Source organism: Collinsella sp. BIOML-A6, from assembly GCF_009875845.1.
GTDB classification, from domain to species: Bacteria; Actinomycetota; Coriobacteriia; order Coriobacteriales; family Coriobacteriaceae; genus Collinsella; species Collinsella aerofaciens_H.
The window spans coordinates 29,286-50,838 of sequence record NZ_WWSL01000017.1; the positions used below are offsets into that span (position 1 = coordinate 29,286).

The following is a 21,553-nucleotide window of genomic DNA, read 5'->3' on the forward strand; positions in this document are numbered from 1 at the left end:
CGGATTTTTTGAACCAGCCCACCTATACCAAAAGCACGATAGGAATGATGATGACCTGATCGACTACATGAGAAACCTCTGCAGGCGCGAGGAACTGGCAAGCAATCGACCCTACGGCGCATACAACGACACCGGACACGCACAGGAACTGGCGACCAGTAAGCCCAAACCATTGCTTCGGGTCTATTTGGTTGATATCCGTGGGAACATCCATCACAAGCATGAAACTTCTCCTGTTCATTTAGGCTTGACCGAACAATGCCTTAGATGCCTTCTGGCTGATGAGGACGAGTGCAACCATCAACACGCTCACCGTGATGAGCTGTCCCCAATTATCGAAAACCACCTGATTAAGATTCATCTTCATCAGATCTTGATTGTGAGTAAGCATGCTGTTGGCAACAGGCTGATATACGGCTAGGCCTATCAGGAGCGTGATATTGCTAAACGCACACGACGCATACTCGCGGATATACGCCTCACCCCAACTTTTCGTCCCGTCATACGACAGGAAAGCGATGGGAAGAGCGCCAAACGCCGTGAGAATCAAGAGCTCAACAAACCGCGCAATGATAAGGATTTGCACCGCCTGCGTCGCCAGCTTGGAAATCAAGAAGGGAATAAGCAGCATAATGATTGCGACTAATTGTTGGCCAAGATTTGCTTGGCCAAGAGCGCCGCTCGACTCAAGAGCATTTCCCAACAGTTGTTTAGGAGCATCAGATGATGTTCCAGGAAGCGTTATGAGCCTGCTGACCCCCGTGCCGATCTGCTGAATCAAATACGTGATAAGCTCACACAGCCATGACGCGTTCATTGCAGCCATATACACGATAATGATTTTGAATAACGACTTCGTAATCGTGCGTACACCCTGCGTACCATCTTGATCAATGCTCTGGCTCGCATGAAGAATTTCCAGACTAAACACCACCGCCAACACAGTCATGGCGACAGGCTTGACCGCGGTAGTAGCAATATTCGTTACCGTCTGATAAGCATCAGGATATTTACCCGCCGGAGTCTGAGTCAATAAGCTTGATATTGTCGGATCCATCCCCTGGCTGATCTGGTTCAGCAGGGATTTTAACCCATCCTTGAAATCAAACATGATACGGTCAGACCTTCGTCACACAAGAGTCTTGAACAAGGCGGCAGCGGCAATAATGATCGCGCCACCAACAATCTTCCACACGCCATTTTGAATCTGAGGAGAGTTATGGTCAGACAGACCGCCACCCAAAGTGACAGCACCCCACACCGCCCAGAAACCACCGCCAACAACAACCCAGGTTGCAAGCGTACTCAACACACTCGTCACGACACTATTCGCGTCAGCGGCAAGAACCGCCGAACCTACTTCAATAACCGTAGTAAACATCATTTTCTCCTTAGCAATCTTTTTCCAATACCCGTGAGCACACATGGGTGTGCTCACGGCCTGCTCATTCATCATCCCCGAAACATCTCGGGGATGAAGGACATAAAGACAACGATGAATTTTTTAGCGGTCGAACGTTCGACGAGCTATAAAACCCGCCCCGGCCAAAACCATCAAACCGGCCGAAACGACAGCAAGTGGAACAATGGACGCACCGGTCTGTGCGAGGCGAGGAGCGGACGCTGCGCCGCTACGCGTAGCATAACGATACCGAGAACGCACAGACGTATACGAGCGACGAACCGGCAGGGAAGCACTAGGCGCCTTGCCGACCGTGGTCGGTGCGGTGCCAGGAGCGGGAACGGTCACATCGTCGGTTACCGACTGAGTTGGCTCGGGAGTTGTTGCCGATGGCCGGGAAGGCTTCGTCGTTGGAACAGGGGCTGGTGCTGGAGCCGTCTCGGTAGGCGTCGTGTCCTGTGGCTTTGGGGTAGGCGTCGTAGTCGGCGCTGTCGTTGGTGCTGGAAGCGGATCGGAAGGCTTCGTGCCAGGAGCCGTCTCGGATGACTGCTCAGCAGGCTTCGTCGTTGAGGTTGACGGCGTTGGAAGAGGCGCGGTATCTTCCGCAAATGCAGGCGGGACGGCCAACCCCAACGCGCACGCACCCGCTGCGACGGCAGCGGCAACACATGAATGATTTTTGATCATCCTTATTTTCTCCTTAGATTGATTGGTGGTAAAACTTAAAAACCTTAGAAAAGAGTCAGCTGGACACAACGGCCTGGAACAGGCTCAATGTCGGCTACGCGAATAATCCCATTAAGTTCGATATCCCCAGCCTGGACACTGACTACGCGTGCACGCTTCCTCCGCCAGTACGCGCGATTATGCGAGTGGCTGGCATGATGAATGGCCTGACCAATCACACTGGGATCTTTTTCTATCCATTCAGCGAATCTCGTGAAACGTTCGTCTTCGCTCAATGCGGCCGTGTTCTCATCGGGATGAGCCTGGCGGTACAAACTCACCAGACTTTTACGCGCATACGACGGCACGCCGCCATAGACACCAAACTCAGCATTAATAGCCGCGCCCCACGCGGCACACTGAGCCTTGACGGGACACGTAGAGCAATACGTTTTCGCATGCGCCACCGTGTCAGGATGCGCGCCATCCGCGAAAAACAACTCATCGGCACGAGCCGGTGAGAGTGTCGAACACTTCGATGCTGAACGCCACGACCGCGTTGAACCGGTTGATCTAAATCCTTCCATCATTAACCCCTTAAACCTTGGAAAAACATTGAAAACATGGGCTTATCGAGCTATAGGAGTGACTTCGCGCGCGGCAAGGGTCTCGCGAATCCGTTCGACGCCATACCCAGACCGAAGCAAATCCAGGACGTGCGCTGCGCGTGAATCCACCACACAATCCCCGGGATTCGTGTATCCCAGAACCTGCTGCACATGCTCGCAACCACGAGAATGCACATGAACATGGGAGACCGGGGAAGAATCCGCGAAAGCCCCTGTGGAAGGCCGTGGAACACTCATCTGGCTCGTAACCTGTGTCCAGTTACGCTCCAACCGTTCAGGAGTGAACGCCACGGACCTCCAAAACGGCTGGCTAGCATCCAACGCCCACCGAGCGGTACGCTCCACCCGCTCCACGCCAAACGCGGCCACAAGACGGGCAGCCGCTGCAAGCTGCCTGCGCTCGAACCTCGTGTGGGACTTCTCGGATTTGAACGGCGCGAGCTCAACACGAGCGGACTCACGCAGTGAAGCCATCAACGAAACAACCCGCTGCGCATCCCCACCCTCATCCTGAGCGGTAGGAGCATCGTCCTCACGGATGGCATCGAGTATCCGTTCGTCAGGCCCATCCGGGAAACCATCATCGGGAATCGCCGCCACATCGCCTTCATCCCCTTCAAGGGGATAAAGAGGTTTAATGGATGGTTTATAGGATGGTTTGTGGTCCACCAGTGAACCCCCGCTCCGTGCACCAGTGAACCTCCGCTCACGATTCTCACGCATTTCCTCACTGAGCGGGGGCTCATTTTGAACCCCCGCGGAAACCGCGGAATCATGCGATTCTTCACGAGGGGTCATTTTGGGCCCCCGCTCCTCCCGTGAGTCGTCCACGGTCAATTCCACATGCAGATCCCAGACCACGGGACGACGGTCGATACGATAATGGGCAACCTTTAACTGGTCACCACGACTGATGAGCCCCTGCTCTTCAAGGCGCCTTAAAATACGCTTGATAGTGCTTCTGGACAGGTGGGACTGCTCGACAAGAGTGGCAATGCTCGGGAAAGCATCCCGCCCTTCATCGTCCGCACGGTCCGCAAGATACACGAGTACCAGACGCGCAGACGCATCCGCGCCTACAGGGGCTCGCCTCAACGCCCAATCAACTGCCGCAACGCTCATTAGTGCTTCCTAACCATAAAAGTTCCGGTATTCATCGACATCGTCCGCAATGAACCACTTCGGCCCTAGAATCGTGTATAGTGAGAAGCGGTTCATGGGTTTCCTCGCTTTGGGCCCATGGCCAAAACATTGAAAACTCTCCCTCCTGCCTAACCCCGGGAGGGAGCTTCCGTATGCAAGCTGATCACGCATTTTTCATATCCTGTGAGCGACCTAATAGTGAATCTGTAGAAATCTGAAATAAATCCGCAATGATGTTTATTTCCGCTGTTGTAAATGCAGTCTGATTATTGATTTTTCTTGTTACTGCTGGTCTAGATATATTGAGTGCTCTAGCTAAGTCGGATTGTGACATGTTATTTGCAATTAGTAGAAGTCTGATAGTTTTACCTATCGTATCTGATGATAACTTTATGTAACTCATGGTCACATATAATAGTCACCATTGGTTATTTCTGAGATCATCGGAGTGTCGTCTTGCTAATTTAGGGAATTTCTGGTTACCATATGTAATGTGAAAACAGTCGAAAAGAAACCAGTGGCGACGAAGAAACGCGGTTTGCAAGACCTCGTTAGTTTTAATCTGCGAATGATGATGGCCGCAAGAAGCATGAACCAGCAGGACATGGCGGATGTCCTTGGTGTTACAAGGCCAGCAGTTTCGCAGAAGTTCTCTGGGAAACATCCGTGGAGCTTGGACGATATAGAAAAAGCCTCCGAATTCTTTAATGTGAATCCGGAGGCGTTGGTAGCGGGGCATGGATTTGAACCATGGACCTCTGGGTTATGAGCTTCATAAACCTAGATGAGCCTAGGAACAAGGTTGCGGTCTAACGTGAGTTTTCAGGCCGTCAAAATCCATGCCCTGCGTATTCGACTGTCGTTGATTGCATCAACGACAGATGAACCTCCTTCGTAATCGTCTTCGTACTTGCTGATGATGGCGATTGCCTTCGCTGGAGTAAGAGATGGGTCGGTCAGGACGTCAAGGGTGACGCCTACGAACTGCGCAGCCTTGAACATATCGTTTATTGCCCAGTTACTGTCGCCGTTCATCATTCGCGATAGGTTCTGAGGTTTACGTCCGATGTAGGTCGCAAGATCTTTGCGATATTTGCCCTCAATTTGCATCAGCATATTGAGGTTAAGGATGGCTACATCCTGCGGGCTGACCTCAACGGCTGGCATTGTAGTTGTAGTTGTCATGCTAAGAATTGTACTTATGAGCGATTAGTTATGCAATTCTGACCAAATAATTATCAAAATCGACACTCCAATAATCATAATAGATTAGTTGTGTTATATTTATCTGCATGGTGACTAATCAAAATCAATTAAATATGCTCAAGATAAGCAAGAGGGCATCGGGGCTTATCAAGGAAAACGGACGCACTCAACGAGAAGTCGCCGAGGCGATTGGCTTATCCGAACAGGTCTTCTCCAACAAACTCACTGGCGTTCGTTCTTTCACCATGAAAGACATTTCGGTACTTGCCGATTTCTTCAAGGTGTCGACCGATTACTTGCTTGGACGGATTGATACCTTGTGGCCGATTGCTGGGGGCGGGCCGGGCTCGGAGAGTGCCGATGATGAAGTGCGATGTCCATGAGTTTCTGCGACCAGTGGCGGAGAAAAGGAAGGCCCCGTTCCGTCGGAAGTGAAAGACCACGGAACAGGGCCGGGGTACGAACCTCCCGCGACCGATAACCGGCGAAAGTACCGGTCAGGCATTGTCTCTAACGAAGAAAGGTCCACACAATGAACATAGTAGCCGAAACAGTCATCCATGATGTCGCCGATCCGAGTCATTCGGCTCGACATGCCGTCGGGCGAGATATGCCGCTCACGGGTTCAGTGCCGGATGAATCGGATTATTGGATGTGCCTGTCCATCCGTTATGGACACGGAGCGACGGTCTGTCTCCTCTCGGCTGTGGCTTTGTCCGATGTCGGCACTACGGCCGGCATAATGGTATCCATCCTGATTCTAATCCCGTTGGCTCTCCTCGGGGTCCTCCTTGTAGCCATGGGTCTGTGGTGCCATGGGAACCCACTGGACGCTCGTGACCTGTCCATGTGGTCCATGGGAACACACATTGAGGAAGTAGGGAAGCAGAGATGACCGTCAATCATAACGATCCCATGTCGGAACAGTTCTATGCCGACCTCGACCACATTATGGAGCGTATCACGGGCATCGTCGGTGAGGTTGACGCCACGATGACTATCGGCGAGATCGTTCGTCTCGCCTATTTACAGGGTATCGGGGACACACTCCGTGGATTCAGCCGGCTCATCAGCCAGCATTCGTCCATCAAACCAACCGTCCTAGGTGGCATCGTCGATGCCGAATCCTATGGGAAATCCATGCATGAGCTCGATGCCATGACCGATAGAGGCGGACGCATCGCATCCATGCTCGCCCATCCCGCGTGGAAGGAGAACTGACCCATGTGGACCGTATGTTTTATCCTCCTTGCCATTCTGCTCGTTCCCGGTCTGCTCATGACATGGAGTTTGTGCCGACCGGCGGCGGTCGGTGACGAGATCGCATCCCGGCTTGTGAAGTCGCATACGGCCTCACAAGCAACGGAAAGGGAAGACTGACATGGAAGCCATGTATCTGGTATTCACTATCGCGGTATTCTGCTGCCTCGGCCTGCTTACCCCGCTCCTATACGCCGTCCTGACGGCGGGAAGTCTGCTCGCGCGTCTCCTGCACGCCATCATGACACTCATCGGAAGGGGTGCGCGATGAGTTGGCAGTGCACGAGCTGGGCGTTGCGCGAGGCCCCGTGCCCGACCGCCACGTCACGCCTTGTCCTGATTGCCCTGGCCGACCGCTGCCAGCCCGACGGGCGTAGCGCTTGGCCCACGATTGACACGCTGATGCTCGAGGCCCACTGCTCAGAGGCCTCGGTCCGTCGCGCCCTGCGTGATCTCGAGAAGGCCGGCGTGATCCGCCGTGGCAACCAGAGCCTCGCACAATGGAACGAACACGGCGAATACATCGCCAAACCATACCGTTCCATCGTGTGGGAATGTTGCATGGGCGTCACATTGGAGAAAGTCGCCCTGAAACCCGGCCGCCAAGCGAGACAGGCCCGCACCGAGAGGAAGGAGATCCACGGCACTGTCAAAATGACAGGGCTGGAAAACGTTGGGGGCAAGCCGATCCACGACATCGACGAAAGAACAGGACCGCACGGGCTCGGCTCCGACAGCCCTGTCATCGGTGACAATACAGCCCTGTCATCGGTGACAGACCCATATATGAACAAATATATAAACAAATACCCCTCTCTCCCTATGGGAGATCTCCCCGCAAGCGGGAAGGACCTCGCAAGCGGAACACGAAACGGCATAATCGGCGGACGGGAGGCGGCACGGAGCGTGGTGGACCGGCTCACGCTCGTACGTTCCGGGCTCTCGCTGCCCACACCGGAACCATCCGGACGGGACCTCGCCAAGGCATCCGGGCTCATCGCCCACATCGCTGATGCTGCCGGCATCGACGAGACGGTCGCGGCGGCCCGTGTCGCCGACGTCATTGATTGGATTCCTGCGAACACGTACTGGCTGGCCCGTATCCTCACGGTCCGGGACCTCGCCCGTGTCTGGGACCGTCTGGCGAACGACTACGCGGTCTCCCGGATCGAACGCCGACGTTCGTTCGACGCCTCGACACACACCCATGACGGGCAGGCCCATGCGACTGCGCCGTCCGGGCCGCATGTGACACGTCACGTGCATTCCGTGACCTGCACGCACGTCCTGGCCGACATGAAACCCCACGAAAGCGAATATAGCCATGAAGGAAGCTTACGCCATGGCAAACCTAGCGAATGGTACACGGCGTGCAGGCGGCATGCCGACGAACTCAACCGTCGGGAAGGGATCGGGATGACATGATGAACGAGACGAACGGCCGGGTGGCGGGGGTTTGTGCCGGTCTGCCGTTGGGTATCCAGGACCTCATGTGGGGCACCGACAACGAACGGGTCAAGAACAAGTCCGACCGTCGCGTCCTGAAGACCACCGCGCGGATCCTGTGCGACATGTGCCCCATCCAGGCCGAATGCATCGCGCAGACCATCATCTCCCGTGAACAGCACGGGCGCGTGGGCGGGATCGACGTCAAGGCAAGGCGTCTATTGCGCCACCGCGCCGAGGAGGACGGCGTGGACCTGTCCGACTCCAGTCCCGCCCGTCTCCGGAACCTGACGGTATGGGTGCGCGAGCATCCCGAACTCGTCAGGGAGGTGCGCATGCAGTCCTCGACCCGCGAGGGCCGCCGGCGCAGGAGCGAGGACCAGTACGCCTATCGGCAGAGAGTCGCGGTCCGACGGTCCTCCGATTGGATCCGGACCCATGCCGACAACGGCGGGAGCGAGAGGGAAACACAACCAGACGGAAAAGGAGACCGGACATGAGCCGCACAGCGCGTATTCCACGCATCATCGCCATGGCGAACATGAAGGGCGGGGTCGGCAAGACCACCAGCACCATCTGCACCGCCCTCGCCCTCAGCCGTCTCGGCCGCAAGGTCGAGGTCAGGGACATCGACCCGCAGGGCAGTGCGACGCTCTGGGCGTCCAAGGCCCGCGCCGCGGGCGACCCTCTGCCGTTCGACGTACTGGTCGCCAACCGTTTCACGGTCGCCGTCCCGCCATCGGATCCGGACACGTGGGTGCTCGTCGACACCCCGCCCAGCCAGTCCGACCTGATCGCAGCTGCGGTCGACGCGAGCACGCTGGTCGTGCTCGTCAGCACGCCCGGCGGTCTCGACCTAGACCGCATGTGGGAGACGTCCCAAGCCATCGACAGGCCCAGCAGCGTGCTCCTGACCCAGGTCAGGGCGAACACCGTCGCGTTGAGACGGGCCGAACGATACCTCGCCGAGCGGGGGCTGGCGCGGTTCGACGCGATGATCCCGTTCAGGGAGTCGATACGCAGGTCGAGCGAATCCGGCCGCCTGCCGAACGCAAGCGGGTACGGGCTGGTGGCCCACGAGCTCATCGAAGCGTTCGCGGGACTCGAACAGGGAAGGATGTGACCCGTTATGAACATCAGCAAGCCGATCGACACGGCATCCAGACTCCAGGCGACCTTCACCGCGGCATCCTCCGACGGGTGTGACGCGCGGGGTGCCGGACGGACCGTTCACGCGACGTTCAGCCTCGAGGCGGAACTGCATCGCCGTCTCAAGCTCACAGCCGCTATGAAAGGTGTGACCATGAGCGACATGGTCTCCTCATGGATCGAGTGGCATTGTCCCCCAGTCTAATCACCATATGGGTCGGCTCACCCGAGCGTCGGATGAAGCGTATAAGCATTTGAGTGTATAAAGAGCATCATGGAATGGCAGGGGAGACGGAGCGGCGGTATTCTGCCATTGCTGGAGGAAACCAGGGCAATAAAAAGAGGGCGCCGGAGTGCGTCTGTGATGCACGGGAATGTGACTATACGGTGGGTAGCGAGTAGCAGGAGCGACAGTTAAGAGGTATGATGTCTGATGAATAGTGGTGTCGCGCCACATCGAATTCAAGGAGGAATCATGGCGGAATCGGTATTCATTGTCGGGGCATATGCCTCACTGCCTCGGTCCCGTGAGGATCAGTGCGACTACTACCGGCTTCTCGGTCGCCAGAGATGGATTAACGGTGCCGAGATTCCCTTTCCAGGAGATTTAGCTGATGTTGAGTCGCGGCGGTGGTTGGCCAAGGTACTGCCCACACATTGGCATGCCAATACCATCACCGCTATTCCCGGTACCATGCAGCACGTATGGAAGAATCCGAACTTCGGCCTGGCCAGTCCCGACGTGGACGGCCGCATGGCCGCGTTGATGATGATGGGTGATCTGCATACGGCGTTCGAAGATTTCACCCAACGCAGGGGTTCGGCCGACGTGGCCTATGTAGAAATCCACACTGCGCCAACCAGGTTGAGTGATGCCAGTGCTATGGCCATGTCTTTGGAAGCCATGGCTGACTGGGACTGGCATGGCGCCAAGCTGGTGATTGAGCACTGTGACCGTTACGTCGAAGGGCAGAAACCGGAAAAGGGCTTCCTTCCAATCGAGTCGGAGATTGAGCTGGCACGAGACACCGGCATCGGAATCATCATTAATTGGGGACGTTCGGTGGTTGAGAGTCGTGTCGCCCGAACAGCCGAAGATCATGTCCGTGCCGCCCGTGAAGCAGGAGTACTTAAAGGGCTGATGTTTTCCGGAGCAGGCCCTGATGAGACGCAATATGGCTATGCCTGGATTGATGGTCACCTGCCGATGGCCCCTGATGAACCAACCTCGCTGATGGATGTTGAACGGATTCGTGCCTGCGTATGTGCGGCGGACGATGCCGTAGACTATATCGGCGCCAAAGTCGTGGTGCCCGAGGACGCCACGCTGACCGAACGTCTCGAATTCCTATCTCACATTCACGATGCGGTGGTGCTCTGATGACCGCACGAACCTATCTCACCTTTGATATTGGTGGTACCAAAATCGCCTCAGCCTTCGTGACATTGCCCGACCGTATTCATCAGGGTAAGTACGAGCGCGACGAAAAGCCGCAAGTGCAGGACCTCCAAGAAATACCCACCCAAGCTGACCTCGGGGGGACAGTGCTGTGTAGGAGGTTGGTCGACTGCGCCCGCGGACGACTGAAAGAGGCGGCAAAACCCGGTGGAATGCCTATCGCCGGCATCGGCATTGCGACTGCCGGTGTTCCCGACTCGCGCAATGGCGTAATCCTCTCGGCCACCGATATTCTGCCGGGATGGCGTGGACAGCGCGTCTATGACGCGTTCGCCGCGGCTACCGACATCCCGGTCCATATGATTGGTGACGTCGGTGCCCATGGTATTGGCGAAGCCATATTCGGAGCGGGAAGTGGCAATGAAGTGGTGCTGTCGCTAGGAGTGGGTACGGGTATCGGCGGTGCGCTGATTGTTAATGGACGTCTTTTTACTGGTGCGCATGGCGCGGCCGGACACTTGGGTCATGTCGCTAGTAGGTTGGGCAAGGGATTCCGTTGCTCCTGCGGCACTATGGAAGGCCATATTGAGCCGGTCGCCTCCGGTACGGGACTCAGAGATCTTTACAACGTTACGTTGCCGGTCAATGTCGCCGACGCCACCATGGTCCCTGACGGAGTCGAGGTTGCACGCCGCGCTATGGCCGGCGAGGAACACGCCATGCGTACGATTGAGGCCAGCGCTCATGCTCTGGGCTTCGTACTTGGTGGCATAGCTAATACTGTCGATCCCGATGTGGTCATTGTCTCCGGCTCGGTGGTCAAAGCGGGCCCGCAGTGGTGGGATGCGCTGCGCAGCGGATTCGTGGCCTCGGCCCTGCCCTTGATTCGTCCGACACCATTAATTGAAGGCGAACTCGGTGGTTCGGCCCCACTGATCGGTGCCGCTGTCGCCGCCGAACGATCTTTCTTCCATGCGTGATCCGCTGGGTGCGCCGCCGCTCCGTTGAGCGCGACCAAAGCGCGCATGTCTATAAATAATCCTGTACATCGAAACCAAGTGAAGGGAACTAGCTATGCATCCTGCGATCGAAGCAATAAAAGGTGGACTGGTGGTCAGTTGCCAAGCATATCCGGGCGAGCCGCTGCGCCATCCGGAGACCATGGCGCAGATGGCGATGGCGGCTGTGGAAGGTGGCGCGGTCGGTATCCGCTGCCAAGGCCTATCCGATATCGCCGCCATCAAGGGACAGGTTGAAGTGCCGGTGATTGGCATCTGGAAAGACGGCCGTGAGGGAGTGTATATCACGCCGACACTGCGCCATGCTCGTTGCTGCGCATCCGCTGGCGCCGACATCGTCGCCATCGATGCGACCGGTCGGCCACGGCCTGACGGCCGCACCTATGCCGATACCGTCCGTGCGTTGCATGACGAAGGCATCGTTGTTATGGCTGATTGTGGTTCCTTTGCCGATGCTGAGCGTGCGGTCGAAGCCGGCAGCGATATTATTTCCACCACGCTGTCCGGATACACAGGGGAGCGCAAGAAAACCGATGGTCCGGATTTCGACCTGCTCGGGCGGATGGTCGCGGCCTTTGGCGATGCCACGCCAGTACTGTGCGAAGGTCGTATCCATACACCTGACCAACTCACCCAGGTGATGGCCATGGGAGCGTGGGCAGCGGTTGTCGGCACCGCCATCACACATCCCACATCGATTACGCGTTGGTTTGCGGCGCGTATGTGAGACATAGCATCCTTGTGACCTCGGTGTTCGGAATCGCCCGGATATCAGCATGAGGAGGCCCTCCCGCCGACTGGTTAAGTAGCCAGGTATTAGAGTTACGTCTCGTTGAGATGATGCGCGTGCACCGGCGCGATGGCGGATGGAAGAGTGCCTCCCGATACACGGTTGTGGCGAGCCGACGGATGTCAGCGTGCTGAGGAACCAGAAAGAGACACAATTTGACAACAGACATCAGACATCATATGATTTTGATAGTTCTGACGTCAGATAACTATCCGTGGCAGAGAAGCCTAGCTGGGGAGTGTCCGACGGTCCGGGCGGCAATCGTCTGGCGCCGCAGAACAGGTTCGCAACAAACTCGAGGAAGAGGAGTGACCATGAAACGTAAAATGTTCAGAGTAGCGGTCGCCGCCACGGTGGCCGGGTTGATGGCGTTGGCTGGTTGTGGTTCGTCGGGTGGTACCTCGGCATCCGGTACGGTGGTGAAGGACACCATTACCGCGCAAGTGGCGTATTCCAGCCGTGACTTTAATCCGTTGTCAACGTCGATGGCCCTGCCGATGAGCGGTAACTGGCATGTTACCGAGGCCTTGTACACTCTTGATATGTCCACCGGTAATTTGACTTCCGGTTTGGCCAAGGGCGATCCCGAGAAGATTTCCGACACCGAGTACAAGGTCGCCATTCGTGACGGGGCCAAGTTCTCCGATGGCAATTCGGTGACCGCCAACGATGTGAAAACATCATTCGACCGCATGATGGTCGAAGGCAGTGTATATCAGCCGATGCTGAAATTCATCGACACCATCGAGACCGACGGGGATAACGCCTTGACCTTCAAGCTCAAGACCCCATTCAACTTGGTCAAGGAGCGCATGTCGCTGGTGCACGTGGTACCAGCCTCGCAATCGGACGAAGATCTGAAAAAGAAGCCGATCGGCTCGGGTCCGTGGAAGTACACGGAGATTAATGATCAACAGGTCAAATTCGACAGGAACGACCTGTATAACGGCGACTTCCCGGCGCAGGCCGCCCACATGGTATGGAATGTCAACGTGGATGACACCGCCCGTGTCACCGCCATGCAATCGGGACAGAACGACATCATGGAGAATGTGCCCGCTAATGCCTTCCAGACCTTGAAGTCTGCCGGTTCCGACATTCAGACCGTCGGCGGCTTCAACCAGGCCTTTATCATGTTCAATACGAAGAAGAAGCCCTTCGATGACAAGCGTGTGCGTCAGGCAGTGTTCTATGCGATCAATGTGGACAATCTGATTAAGAACCAGCTTTCCGGAGAGGCCAAGCCGCTGACCGGTTTCATGCCGGAAGACAGCAAATACTATAATAAGGCCTCCACCGTGTACTCTTACAACGTGGATAAAGCCAAGGAGCTGATGGCGGCAGCCGGTGTGACGTCCCCAATCAGTTTCACGCTATATACCACTGATCAGACTTGGATTACCCAGCTGGCTCCGCAGATCAAGAATGATTTGGCGGCCATTGGCATGAATGTGGATATCCAGTCGATGAAGTCTTCCGCACTGTTCCCGACAATTACCGATAAGGATGACGCCGATTTCTCAATGGTGCTCGCCCCCGGAGATCCGACTGTGTTCGGCAACGATCCCGATGTGCTACTGAATTGGTGGCTTGGCGATTCGACATGGACTCGCCAACGCACTTTCTGGTATGGCACGGATGGATACAACAAGCTTCACGAACTCATGGAGAAGGCCACTGCGACCTCAAGCACGGACCAGCGCCAAAGCTATTGGAATCAGGCGATGGATGTTGTCGCCGACGAAGTACCGATATACGGCCTGTTCCATCGTAATATCTCCACTGCCGTCCGTCAGGGGTCCTTCTCCAAGGTCAGCCCCATCGGTACCACGGGTCTGTACCTACTCAACAGCAAAATCGGCTGATGCATCGTTCCCGGGCACGGTTTGGGACGTTACCGTGCCCGGGGCGCACATCAATTTTCATATGAGAAATGAGGGTTGACATTTGAGTAACTTACTCCGTTTACTGGGGCGACGATTGGTCTCCTTGCCATTCGTGGCGTTCGGCGTTGTCTTCTTGGTATTCTTCCTCATGTCGTTCTCACGGTATGATCCGGCCGCCACGGCGCTCGGTGAGAATGCCACCGCGGCCCAGCTCGAGGCCTATCGCCATGAGATGGGATTCGACCGACCATGGTATGCGCAATTCCTCTCCTATCTGGGAGGTTTGTTCCGAGGGGATCTCGGCACATATGGCGTTAATCGTGACTCAGTATCATCACGTATCGCCCAGGCCTTCCCGATTACACTGCAACTGACGTTCATCGCATTGGTGATTGCGGTGGTCTTCGCCGTGATCTTTGGCGTGCTCGCAGCCCTGTACCGCGATACATGGGTTGATCAGGCCATACGAGTGATTTCCATCGTTGCGATTGCGACCCCGAGCTTCTGGCTGGGTGTTTTGATGATTTACATCTTCCAGATCAAGTTGTCTTGGCTGCCTGGAGCTGGTATGTTGCAGCCATTTCTCGATAATCCGACCGCTTATCTGAGGCGCATGGCCATGCCGGCCTTCTCGCTGGGATTACCGGTTGCCGGCCAGCTGACACGCATCATCCGTACTTCGATGGTCGAGGAACTGGACAAGGACTATGTGCGCACTGCCATCGGTTCCGGCGTACCTAAGAGCGTTGTGATTGCGCGCAATGTGTTTCGTAACGCGCTGATCACCCCGGTGACTACCCTCGGCATGAAGATCGGCTACCTCATGGGAGGCGCAATCATCACTGAGATCATCTTTGCCTTGCCCGGCATGGGTACGGCGCTGTTCGAAGGCATTAATGGCAATGAGCCGATTCTGGTCCAAGGCGTGGTACTAATCGTGGCGCTTGCGTTCGTCGTGATCAATATCGTCGTTGATCTGCTCTATGTCCTCATCAACCCGCGTATCAGGGAGGTCTGATATGTTATTTGGCAAACGAACAATCGCCGACGCCGTTTCCAAGCCTGGTGTCGGGTTCCATAAATTCGGCAATATGACAATCGGTGCCAAGCTGGCTCTGACCTTCATGGGTTTATTGGTTTTGGTGGCTGTGTTCGCTCCGTTGATCTCCCCACAGGATCCGTTGGCGATCACCTTGAGTTATCAGCCACCTAGCAGCGATCATCTTTTCGGAACCGACCAAGTGGGTCGTGACGTGATGTCGCGTGTTTTCTACGGTGCCCGCTATTCGTTGGTGATCGGTCTGCTCTCGATCCTCTTCGCCCTGATTCTTGGCGTGATCATCGGTGCCGTCGCAGCGGTGAGCCGTACGTGGATTTCCGAGATCATCATGCGAGTTCTCGACGTGTTTATGTCGGTGCCGGGCATCGCCTTGGCCGCTGTGTTCGTTTCGATTCTCGGCCAGTCGATGATTGGCATCATCATCTCCATCGGCATTCTGTATGTACCGCAGATCGCCCGCATCGTGCGTGCCAATATCATCAGCGAATATGGCAAGGACTATGTGCGTGCCGTAATCGTTTCCGGTGCTCGCGCCCCGTGGATTCTCTACAAGCACGTCACGCGTAACATCGCTGCCCCGGTGATGGTATTCACCACGCTGTGCGTTGCTGATGCCATCGTATTCGAGGCTTCACTGAGCTTCATCAACCTGGGCATTCCTGAGCCGACCCCCACTTGGGGCAATATCCTGTCCTCCGCCAAGGAAGGTGTGATTTTCGGCTACTGGTGGCAGGCGATGTTCCCTGGTTTAGCGATTATGATCACGGTACTTTGTCTCAATATCCTGTCCGAAGGCATTACCGATGCCATGGTGGCCGCACCCACTGCGACCGTTACCAAGACGGCCGCGGACGCTGAGGCTGAGCGTAAGGAGGATCGTATCCTCACCGATCCCGTTGCTGCATACAAGGAGCAGCATGAGGCGCTGGTCGAATCCTTGACCAAGCTGCGCGAAGCCGAGTTGAAGCGTACGGACCGTTTCCAACCAACGAGCACCGAACCCCCAGTGATCGAGGTCAAGGATCTATGCATCCAGTTTCCTCGTCATGGAGACGTCAATGTTGTGGATCACCTGAGCTTCTCGGTGCGTCCCGGCGAGACGATGGGCCTGGTCGGCGAGTCCGGTTGCGGCAAATCCATCACCTCTCTGGCCATTATGGGCCTTCTGGATCCCAAGGCCAAAATCAGCGGGCAGATTCTGTTCGATGGCAAGGATTTGGTCAAACTCAGCGCCAAGGAGCACAATGCCTTGAGAGGCCACGAGATGGCCATGGTCTATCAGGATGCCTTGAGTTCGTTGAACCCCTCAATGCTTATCAAGTCACAGATGAAGCAGCTGACTCGTCGTGGCGGCACGCGCAGTGCTGAGGAATTACTTGAACTGGTAGGACTTGATCCCAAGCGTACATTGGAGTCTTATCCCCATGAGTTGTCCGGCGGTCAGCGTCAGCGCGTGCTCATCGCCATGGCCCTGACTCGTGACCCTAAGCTCTTAGTGTGTGATGAGCCTACTACTGCGCTTGACGTAACCGTGCAGAAGCAGGTCATAGAACTCTTGAACGAGTTGCGCGAGAAGTTGGGTTTCGCAATGATTTTCGTGTCTCATGATCTCGCTCTGGTGGCCAAGGTCGCTCACTCGATCACCGTGATGTACGCCGGTCAGGTCGTCGAACAGGGCTCCACCAAGGAGATTCTCACAGATCCCCGTCATGAGTACACCCGCGGCCTGCTAGGTTCGGTCACATCAATTGAGGCTGGTGCCGCCCGCTTGCATCAAGTGCCTGGCACGGTACCCAGTCCGGCCGACTTCCCGAAGGGCGATCGATTCGCCCCACGTAGCAGTCACCCTGATGTCGGACTCAATACCCGACCCATTATGAAGCAGGTGCCTGGAACCTACCATTGCTATGCGGCATTGCCATTGCCATCAGACTCTGATGCGACGTCCGGCATAGTCGCCACTGTCGAAACCGAAGGAGGTGCACGATGAGTCAGGTCATGTCAGATCACACGCAGGCTGATCCCCGCGCTCCGATCATCGAGCTTAAGGATGCGGAGGTGGTTTTCACAACGCGAGCCGGTTCGGGATTGTTCCACAAGAACAGAATCACCGCGGTCAATAAGGTGAACCTGAAGCTCATGCCCGGTCAGACCATCGGCATTGTCGGCGAGTCCGGCTGCGGTAAATCCACCACCGCTAACATCATGTGCGGACTGCAACAGGTTACGTCGGGCAAGGTCTTCTTCAAAGGTCAAGACGTGACCCACCGCACCGCCAAAGAACGCATGGCCATCGGTCGCGTGGTTTCCGTGGTCTTTCAGGATCCGGCGACTGCCCTCAACGCGCGCATGAGCGTGATCGACCAGCTCATTGATCCACTGGTCGTGCATAAGCTGGGTGACAGGAAAGCCAGACTCAATCGGGCTGAGGAACTGATCCATATGGTCGGACTCCCTAGCCAGGTGCTGGGTGCTTTGCCGGGCCAGCTGTCCGGCGGTCAGCGTCAGCGTGTGGCTATTGCGCGCGCCTTGAGCCTCAACCCGGATGCCATCATCGCCGATGAACCGACCTCGGCACTGGACGTGTCCGTCCGTGCGCAGATTCTCAACCTATTGAGTGATCTGAAGAAAACATTGGGCTTGTCGATGGTGTTCATCAGTCATGACATCCAAACCGTGCGCTACATCTCGGACCAAGTCGTGGTAATGAACAAGGGCACGATCGTCGAACGTGGCGCAACCATATCGGTGATGCGCGATCCGCAGGATGACTATACCAAAATCCTCATGGGCGCCGCGCCCTCGCTGTTGCATCCGACCGCCGCTGAATGCGCGTGATCCTATCAATCACCACATCCATTAATCACTAAGGAGACACTACTATGACCCAACATTTCCACGGCGTCATTCCCCCCGTCGTCACTCCGTTGACTGCCGACGGTCAGCTGGATCTGTCGAGCTTCCGGCGTTCGTTGGATCGTATGATTACGGCCGGCGTGCATGGTGTATTCACCCTCGGTTCATCTGGTGAGGTCGCTTTCTCCACCGATGGGCGACGCAAAGACATCATTGAGGCCGTTATGAAGATCGTCGATGGCCGTGTTCCGGTGTTTGTCGGCTGCATCGATACCGAGACCGACCGTGTTATCGAACATGCCATTGAGGCCGAAAAACTCGGTGCCTCGGCCATTGTCGCCACCGCGCCTTTCTATGCGCTGGGCGGATTACCGGAAATCGAGCGCCACTTTCGTCTCATTCACGAGGCCGTGCCTGAACTGCCGTTGTTCGCCTATGACATTCCGGTGTGTGTGCATGTCAAGCTATCGAATGACATGCTGATTCGGCTTGGTAGGGATGGTGTTCTGACGGGCGTCAAGGATTCCTCAAACGACGATGTGGCGTTTAGGTTCCTCGTGGATGCCAACGCGGATGCGGGCCACCCACTCACCCTGCTTACTGGTCAGGAGATCGTAGTCGATGGTGCCTATATGGCGGGTGCCGATGGTTCGGTGCCGGGGCTGGGCAATGTGGAGTGCACAGGGTACGTGCGCATGTGGAATGCCTATCAGTCCGGTGACTGGGAGACCGTACGTGCTGAGCAGGCCAAATTAGCACGGCTGATGGCCATTGTGAATGTGACGCAAGGAGTTTCCGGCTTCGGCGCGGGTGTCGGCGCATTTAAGACGGCAATGGCACTACTGGGCGTATTCGATACGAATCAGATGCCTAACCCCGTATTGCCGCTTCAAGGCGAGAATGTTGCGGCTATCGCAAGAGTGCTTGTCGATTGCGGTATGGAGCTGAAACGTACACCGGCCGAGGTGAGCGCATCGACGCGCTAAGAGTCGATGATCCCCCTAGCCGGAATGGTCCCGCTCCAACTGGGGGATATCGAGAATCGTTGGAAAGGAACCGCCATGGCGGAAGTAGTCATTGTCAAAAATGAGGATGAAGCAGGCGAATTGGTCGCTCAATGCGCCGCCACGCTCATCGAATCGAAGCCGGATGCCGTACTGGGTTTAGCCACGGGCTCTAGTCCTCTTAAGGTTTATAGGCATCTGGCCGGAAGAGTCAAGGCCAACCACATCGATGTGTCTCAGGTCAGCGGCTATGCGCTCGACGAGTATCTCGAGTTGCCATTGACTCACCCGGAGTCGTATCACGCTACCATCAAACGTACGGTTACCGATGTAATCGGGCTTGATCCGCAGAAGGTTCATGTGCCGGGTGACGCGTTAAATGGCGCATCAATGAATGATGCCAAGGTGATGCGTGGTGCCGGGGCGGCTTATGATCGCGCCATCGAGGCGGCTGGTGGCGTTGATATGCAGATTCTCGGCATAGGCACCGACGGCCATGTGGGTTTCAATGAGCCAGGCAGCTCACTGGCTTCCGGTACGCGCATCAAGACGTTGGCCAGACAGACTCGTGTCGACAACGCACGATTCTTCGGCGGCAACCTCGACGAAGTGCCCACCCATTGCATCACCCAAGGCATCGGCACGATTCTTAAAGCCCGGCATCTGGTATTGCTTGCCTTCGGCACGGGCAAGGCGAATGCTGTGGCCGCAACGGTGGAGGGACCGGTGTCCGCCAGTTGCCCGGCCTCAGCGCTGCAGTTACATCCACATGTCACGGTGGTTATCGATGAGGCGGCGGCCGGCAAACTGCATAATGTCGACTATTACCGCTGGGTCACTGACAACAAGCCGGACTGGCAAGGCATCTGAAACGGGAAAGCAAGACCATGATCGGACATATCGAGGAGGGTCGCCGCATCGATAAAGCCGTGTGCGGATCCGCACAGACTTTCGCGATTAAGGGAGTTGAGCTGGTCGATGCGCGTGGCGTGATACCGCATAGCTGGGTAAGCGTTGTCGATGGCGCCATCGATGCGTCAGGCACCTTCGATGATGATCTCGCCACGCACATTGAGATGATGGGCGGTGCGGATCATATCCGCGTGATCGATGGACAAGGGGCATGGCTGGCGCCCGGTTATGTGGATATTCACGCCCATGGCGCTTGGGAATGTTCCTTCGATGATGGGGCCGACGCCATCGCTGTGGCGCGTGCCTGGCATATGAACCATGGAACTACGCGGCAAGTGCTGTCCCTCATTACCAATCCGCTCGACGTGATGTGCGCCAACCTCGCCGTCGTCGCGCGCGAGACGTCGCGGCGCCCCGATGTACTGGGTGCGCATCTGGAGGGACCATTCCTTGCGCTGGGGCGCAAGGGCGCCCACGATCCGAATTGCCTTGTTGATCCTACACCCGGACGGGTGGACGCATTGCTGGAAGCCGCCGACGGATGTCTGCGTCAAATCACCATCGCACCCGAGCGTGAGTATGGCCTCGAAGCCATCTCCCGGTTCGCCGGGGCCGGTGTGACTCCCGCGGTGGGCCATTGCGATGCCGACTACGACACGGCCCGCCGTGCCTTCGATCGGGGTGCGCGGATCATGACCCACATGTTCAACGCGATGAATGGCATGCATCACCGCGAACCTGGACCCATCCCGGCGGCCGTCAATGATTCGCGCATCATCATCGAACTCATTAACGACGGTTTCCACGTCCGGAACCCCATGGTCGCCCTCGGTATGTCGATGGCCCCCGGCCGCGTGGCCTTCGTCACCGATGCGATGGCCGCGACCGGCTGCGCTGACGGAGCCTATAAACTCGGTGCGTTGGATGTCGCCGTAGTTGATGGCCATGCTCGTCTGATATCCAATGGTGCGATTGCCGGTTCCACTCTGACACTTGAAGTCGCCGTCCAACGTGCCGTCAAGGAGCTAGGTATAGGACTTCCTGACGCGATCGCCGCCGTTACGCTGACACCTGCCCGGGCAATCGGACTTGATAGACCAAATGCGATCACCGGTGCCCCGCTCGGCTTGGTGGCCGCTGGGTACGCGGCCGACCTGCTGCTGCTTGATCCAGCCACTCTATCCGTCGATCATGTCTGGTGTGCGGGACGTCCGATCCGCTAATACCCGCACCCCTCCAAGGCCTCGACCATGGAACAGTGTTCCGTTTTGCTAGGTGTTGTTTGTGAAGATAGAGGGGCCAGGCCGCGAGGGACATGCCCTGGAGGAATTCCGTGGCATGTCCCTCGCAGCCGTATCCGATGTCATATGTTCCAACGCATAATGTGTCGGACCTGGCCTTGGATCGCTCGTACGAGTCAAACTCGTTGCACAGTGTAGAACCGGTCTTTCGCATGGCCGAACATCTGCTCGGTGGTGGTGTCGCCAAGAACCATCCTTGCTGCTCAGGAGGCTGATAGCCGCCCTAGCGCCAAGATTGGGACCTTATGGTCGATCCAACAGAAGAATACGGAGCACGCTTCGTTGGTTCCCTCCGCGAAACGGCACGCCATCCACCGGCGGATTCAGCCACCTCGCCTTGTCTGCTTGGCGGTTCGTCTCATATAAGAGTCATGCAAGTCGAGATGCCCCGCAACACTATCGTCAAAGTGGACATTGATGGTCGT

General features: G+C 56.5%; 24 protein-coding genes. 17 read left to right on the forward strand and 7 right to left on the reverse strand.

The annotated features are described in order from the left end of the window. Positions 1–22 precede the first annotated feature (22 nt). The 6 genes from GT495_RS10730 to GT495_RS11120 form a co-directional block, all read right to left on the reverse strand. Positions 23–223: a PrgI family protein gene (locus tag GT495_RS10730; RefSeq protein WP_204986899.1), complete on the reverse strand. Its 201-nt coding sequence runs from the start codon at positions 221–223 to the stop codon at positions 23–25. 18 nt (positions 224–241) lie between these two features. Further along, complete coding sequence (locus GT495_RS06895) at positions 242–1,111, reverse strand: type IV secretion system protein (protein WP_080821968.1); 870 nt, start codon at positions 1,109–1,111, stop codon at positions 242–244. Between the two features lie 18 nt (positions 1,112–1,129). Further along, positions 1,130–1,381: a hypothetical protein gene (locus GT495_RS06900; protein ID WP_204986900.1), complete on the reverse strand. Its 252-nt coding sequence runs from the start codon at positions 1,379–1,381 to the stop codon at positions 1,130–1,132. Positions 1,382–2,133: 752 nt separating this feature from the next. Then, positions 2,134–2,655: a WhiB family transcriptional regulator gene (locus tag GT495_RS06905; RefSeq protein ID WP_204986901.1), complete on the reverse strand. Its 522-nt coding sequence runs from the start codon at positions 2,653–2,655 to the stop codon at positions 2,134–2,136. 42 nt (positions 2,656–2,697) lie between these two features. Continuing rightward, positions 2,698–3,819, reverse strand: coding sequence for a helix-turn-helix domain-containing protein (locus GT495_RS10735; protein ID WP_204986902.1), 1,122 nt, complete (start codon positions 3,817–3,819; stop codon positions 2,698–2,700). A gap of 184 nt (positions 3,820–4,003) precedes the next feature. Continuing rightward, positions 4,004–4,243: a helix-turn-helix domain-containing protein gene (locus tag GT495_RS11120; RefSeq protein WP_034520561.1), complete on the reverse strand. Its 240-nt coding sequence runs from the start codon at positions 4,241–4,243 to the stop codon at positions 4,004–4,006. A 114-nt stretch (positions 4,244–4,357) separates the two neighbouring features. On the opposite strand from GT495_RS11120, the gene GT495_RS06925 reads away from it, so the two are divergent. Continuing rightward, on the forward strand, positions 4,358–4,609 hold the full coding sequence (locus GT495_RS06925; RefSeq protein WP_204986903.1) for a helix-turn-helix transcriptional regulator: 252 nt from the start codon (positions 4,358–4,360) through the stop codon (positions 4,607–4,609). Positions 4,610–4,662: 53 nt separating this feature from the next. Here the strand turns inward: GT495_RS06925 and GT495_RS06930 are convergent, their stop codons facing one another. Next, complete coding sequence (locus GT495_RS06930; RefSeq protein WP_034520564.1) at positions 4,663–5,025, reverse strand: helix-turn-helix transcriptional regulator; 363 nt, start codon at positions 5,023–5,025, stop codon at positions 4,663–4,665. A gap of 134 nt (positions 5,026–5,159) precedes the next feature. Here GT495_RS06930 and GT495_RS06935 point away from each other — a divergent pair, with 134 nt between their 5' ends. From GT495_RS06935 to GT495_RS07010, 16 genes are all read left to right on the forward strand, one after another. After that, a complete protein-coding gene (locus tag GT495_RS06935; protein ID WP_065468625.1) occupies positions 5,160–5,429 on the forward strand; it encodes a helix-turn-helix domain-containing protein in 270 nt (89 codons plus the stop codon). Positions 5,430–5,937: 508 nt separating this feature from the next. Further along, complete coding sequence (locus GT495_RS06940) at positions 5,938–6,267, forward strand: hypothetical protein (protein ID WP_034520568.1); 330 nt, start codon at positions 5,938–5,940, stop codon at positions 6,265–6,267. A gap of 306 nt (positions 6,268–6,573) precedes the next feature. After that, entirely contained in the window at positions 6,574–7,731 is a 1,158-nt protein-coding gene (locus tag GT495_RS06945; RefSeq protein ID WP_034520570.1) for a helix-turn-helix domain-containing protein, read from the forward strand. Continuing rightward, positions 7,728–8,252 carry a WhiB family transcriptional regulator gene (locus GT495_RS06950; RefSeq protein WP_034520573.1) on the forward strand — a complete coding sequence of 175 codons (525 nt, stop codon included), beginning with the start codon at positions 7,728–7,730 and terminating at the stop codon, positions 8,250–8,252. Before GT495_RS06945 ends, GT495_RS06950 begins: the two co-directional genes overlap by 4 nt. Further along, positions 8,249–8,875 carry a ParA family protein gene (locus GT495_RS06955; RefSeq protein WP_034520575.1) on the forward strand — a complete coding sequence of 209 codons (627 nt, stop codon included), beginning with the start codon at positions 8,249–8,251 and terminating at the stop codon, positions 8,873–8,875. The genes GT495_RS06950 and GT495_RS06955 overlap by 4 nt, the downstream gene beginning before the upstream one ends. Before the next feature lie 6 nt (positions 8,876–8,881). Further along, positions 8,882–9,106 carry a hypothetical protein gene (locus GT495_RS06960; protein WP_034520577.1) on the forward strand — a complete coding sequence of 75 codons (225 nt, stop codon included), beginning with the start codon at positions 8,882–8,884 and terminating at the stop codon, positions 9,104–9,106. 270 nt (positions 9,107–9,376) lie between these two features. Next, the gene (locus tag GT495_RS06965) at positions 9,377–10,282 is read left to right on the forward strand and encodes a DUF4862 family protein (protein WP_034520579.1); all 906 of its coding nucleotides are present in this window, start codon (positions 9,377–9,379) and stop codon (positions 10,280–10,282) included. Beyond that, a complete protein-coding gene (locus GT495_RS06970; RefSeq protein WP_034520581.1) occupies positions 10,282–11,280 on the forward strand; it encodes an ROK family protein in 999 nt (332 codons plus the stop codon). Before GT495_RS06965 ends, GT495_RS06970 begins: the two co-directional genes overlap by 1 nt. 94 nt (positions 11,281–11,374) lie before the next feature. Next, a complete protein-coding gene (locus GT495_RS06975; RefSeq protein ID WP_034520583.1) occupies positions 11,375–12,046 on the forward strand; it encodes an N-acetylmannosamine-6-phosphate 2-epimerase in 672 nt (223 codons plus the stop codon). A 377-nt stretch (positions 12,047–12,423) separates the two neighbouring features. After that, positions 12,424–13,974: an ABC transporter substrate-binding protein gene (locus GT495_RS06980; protein ID WP_034520584.1), complete on the forward strand. Its 1,551-nt coding sequence runs from the start codon at positions 12,424–12,426 to the stop codon at positions 13,972–13,974. A gap of 82 nt (positions 13,975–14,056) precedes the next feature. Further along, positions 14,057–15,013, forward strand: a complete 957-nt coding sequence (locus GT495_RS06985; protein ID WP_155807168.1) for an ABC transporter permease — start codon at positions 14,057–14,059, stop codon at positions 15,011–15,013. A gap of 1 nt (position 15,014) precedes the next feature. Next, positions 15,015–17,045 (forward strand): dipeptide/oligopeptide/nickel ABC transporter permease/ATP-binding protein, encoded by a 2,031-nt coding sequence (locus GT495_RS06990; protein ID WP_034520585.1) that lies wholly within the window; start codon positions 15,015–15,017, stop codon positions 17,043–17,045. Continuing rightward, the gene (locus tag GT495_RS06995) at positions 17,042–17,893 is read left to right on the forward strand and encodes an ABC transporter ATP-binding protein (RefSeq protein WP_034520587.1); all 852 of its coding nucleotides are present in this window, start codon (positions 17,042–17,044) and stop codon (positions 17,891–17,893) included. The genes GT495_RS06990 and GT495_RS06995 overlap by 4 nt, the downstream gene beginning before the upstream one ends. A 44-nt stretch (positions 17,894–17,937) precedes the next feature. Continuing rightward, positions 17,938–18,897: a dihydrodipicolinate synthase family protein gene (locus tag GT495_RS07000; protein ID WP_034520590.1), complete on the forward strand. Its 960-nt coding sequence runs from the start codon at positions 17,938–17,940 to the stop codon at positions 18,895–18,897. Positions 18,898–18,972: 75 nt separating this feature from the next. Next, on the forward strand, positions 18,973–19,785 hold the full coding sequence (locus GT495_RS07005) for a glucosamine-6-phosphate deaminase (protein WP_034520593.1): 813 nt from the start codon (positions 18,973–18,975) through the stop codon (positions 19,783–19,785). A gap of 17 nt (positions 19,786–19,802) precedes the next feature. Then, entirely contained in the window at positions 19,803–21,050 is a 1,248-nt protein-coding gene (locus tag GT495_RS07010) for an N-acetylglucosamine-6-phosphate deacetylase (RefSeq protein WP_034520596.1), read from the forward strand. Positions 21,051–21,553: the final 503 nt, after the last annotated feature.

Coding starts and splice junctions, on each gene's coding strand:
- GT495_RS11120 (WP_034520561.1), bottom strand. CDS start 4,243: ATGAGTTACATAAAGTTATCATCAGATACGATAGGTAAAACTATCAGA.
- GT495_RS06995 (WP_034520587.1), top strand. CDS start 17,042: ATGAGTCAGGTCATGTCAGATCACACGCAGGCTGATCCCCGCGCTCCG.
- GT495_RS06930 (WP_034520564.1), bottom strand. CDS start 5,025: ATGACAACTACAACTACAATGCCAGCCGTTGAGGTCAGCCCGCAGGAT.
- GT495_RS06990 (WP_034520585.1), top strand. CDS start 15,015: ATGTTATTTGGCAAACGAACAATCGCCGACGCCGTTTCCAAGCCTGGT.
- GT495_RS10730 (WP_204986899.1), bottom strand. CDS start 223: ATGCTTGTGATGGATGTTCCCACGGATATCAACCAAATAGACCCGAAG.
- GT495_RS06935 (WP_065468625.1), top strand. CDS start 5,160: ATGCTCAAGATAAGCAAGAGGGCATCGGGGCTTATCAAGGAAAACGGA.
- GT495_RS06965 (WP_034520579.1), top strand. CDS start 9,377: ATGGCGGAATCGGTATTCATTGTCGGGGCATATGCCTCACTGCCTCGG.
- GT495_RS06960 (WP_034520577.1), top strand. CDS start 8,882: ATGAACATCAGCAAGCCGATCGACACGGCATCCAGACTCCAGGCGACC.
- GT495_RS06900 (WP_204986900.1), bottom strand. CDS start 1,381: ATGTTTACTACGGTTATTGAAGTAGGTTCGGCGGTTCTTGCCGCTGAC.
- GT495_RS06895 (WP_080821968.1), bottom strand. CDS start 1,111: ATGTTTGATTTCAAGGATGGGTTAAAATCCCTGCTGAACCAGATCAGC.
- GT495_RS06945 (WP_034520570.1), top strand. CDS start 6,574: ATGAGTTGGCAGTGCACGAGCTGGGCGTTGCGCGAGGCCCCGTGCCCG.
- GT495_RS06940 (WP_034520568.1), top strand. CDS start 5,938: ATGACCGTCAATCATAACGATCCCATGTCGGAACAGTTCTATGCCGAC.
- GT495_RS10735 (WP_204986902.1), bottom strand. CDS start 3,819: ATGAGCGTTGCGGCAGTTGATTGGGCGTTGAGGCGAGCCCCTGTAGGC.
- GT495_RS07010 (WP_034520596.1), top strand. CDS start 19,803: ATGATCGGACATATCGAGGAGGGTCGCCGCATCGATAAAGCCGTGTGC.
- GT495_RS07000 (WP_034520590.1), top strand. CDS start 17,938: ATGACCCAACATTTCCACGGCGTCATTCCCCCCGTCGTCACTCCGTTG.
- GT495_RS06905 (WP_204986901.1), bottom strand. CDS start 2,655: ATGGAAGGATTTAGATCAACCGGTTCAACGCGGTCGTGGCGTTCAGCA.
- GT495_RS06980 (WP_034520584.1), top strand. CDS start 12,424: ATGAAACGTAAAATGTTCAGAGTAGCGGTCGCCGCCACGGTGGCCGGG.
- GT495_RS07005 (WP_034520593.1), top strand. CDS start 18,973: ATGGCGGAAGTAGTCATTGTCAAAAATGAGGATGAAGCAGGCGAATTG.
- GT495_RS06955 (WP_034520575.1), top strand. CDS start 8,249: ATGAGCCGCACAGCGCGTATTCCACGCATCATCGCCATGGCGAACATG.
- GT495_RS06975 (WP_034520583.1), top strand. CDS start 11,375: ATGCATCCTGCGATCGAAGCAATAAAAGGTGGACTGGTGGTCAGTTGC.
- GT495_RS06970 (WP_034520581.1), top strand. CDS start 10,282: ATGACCGCACGAACCTATCTCACCTTTGATATTGGTGGTACCAAAATC.
- GT495_RS06950 (WP_034520573.1), top strand. CDS start 7,728: ATGATGAACGAGACGAACGGCCGGGTGGCGGGGGTTTGTGCCGGTCTG.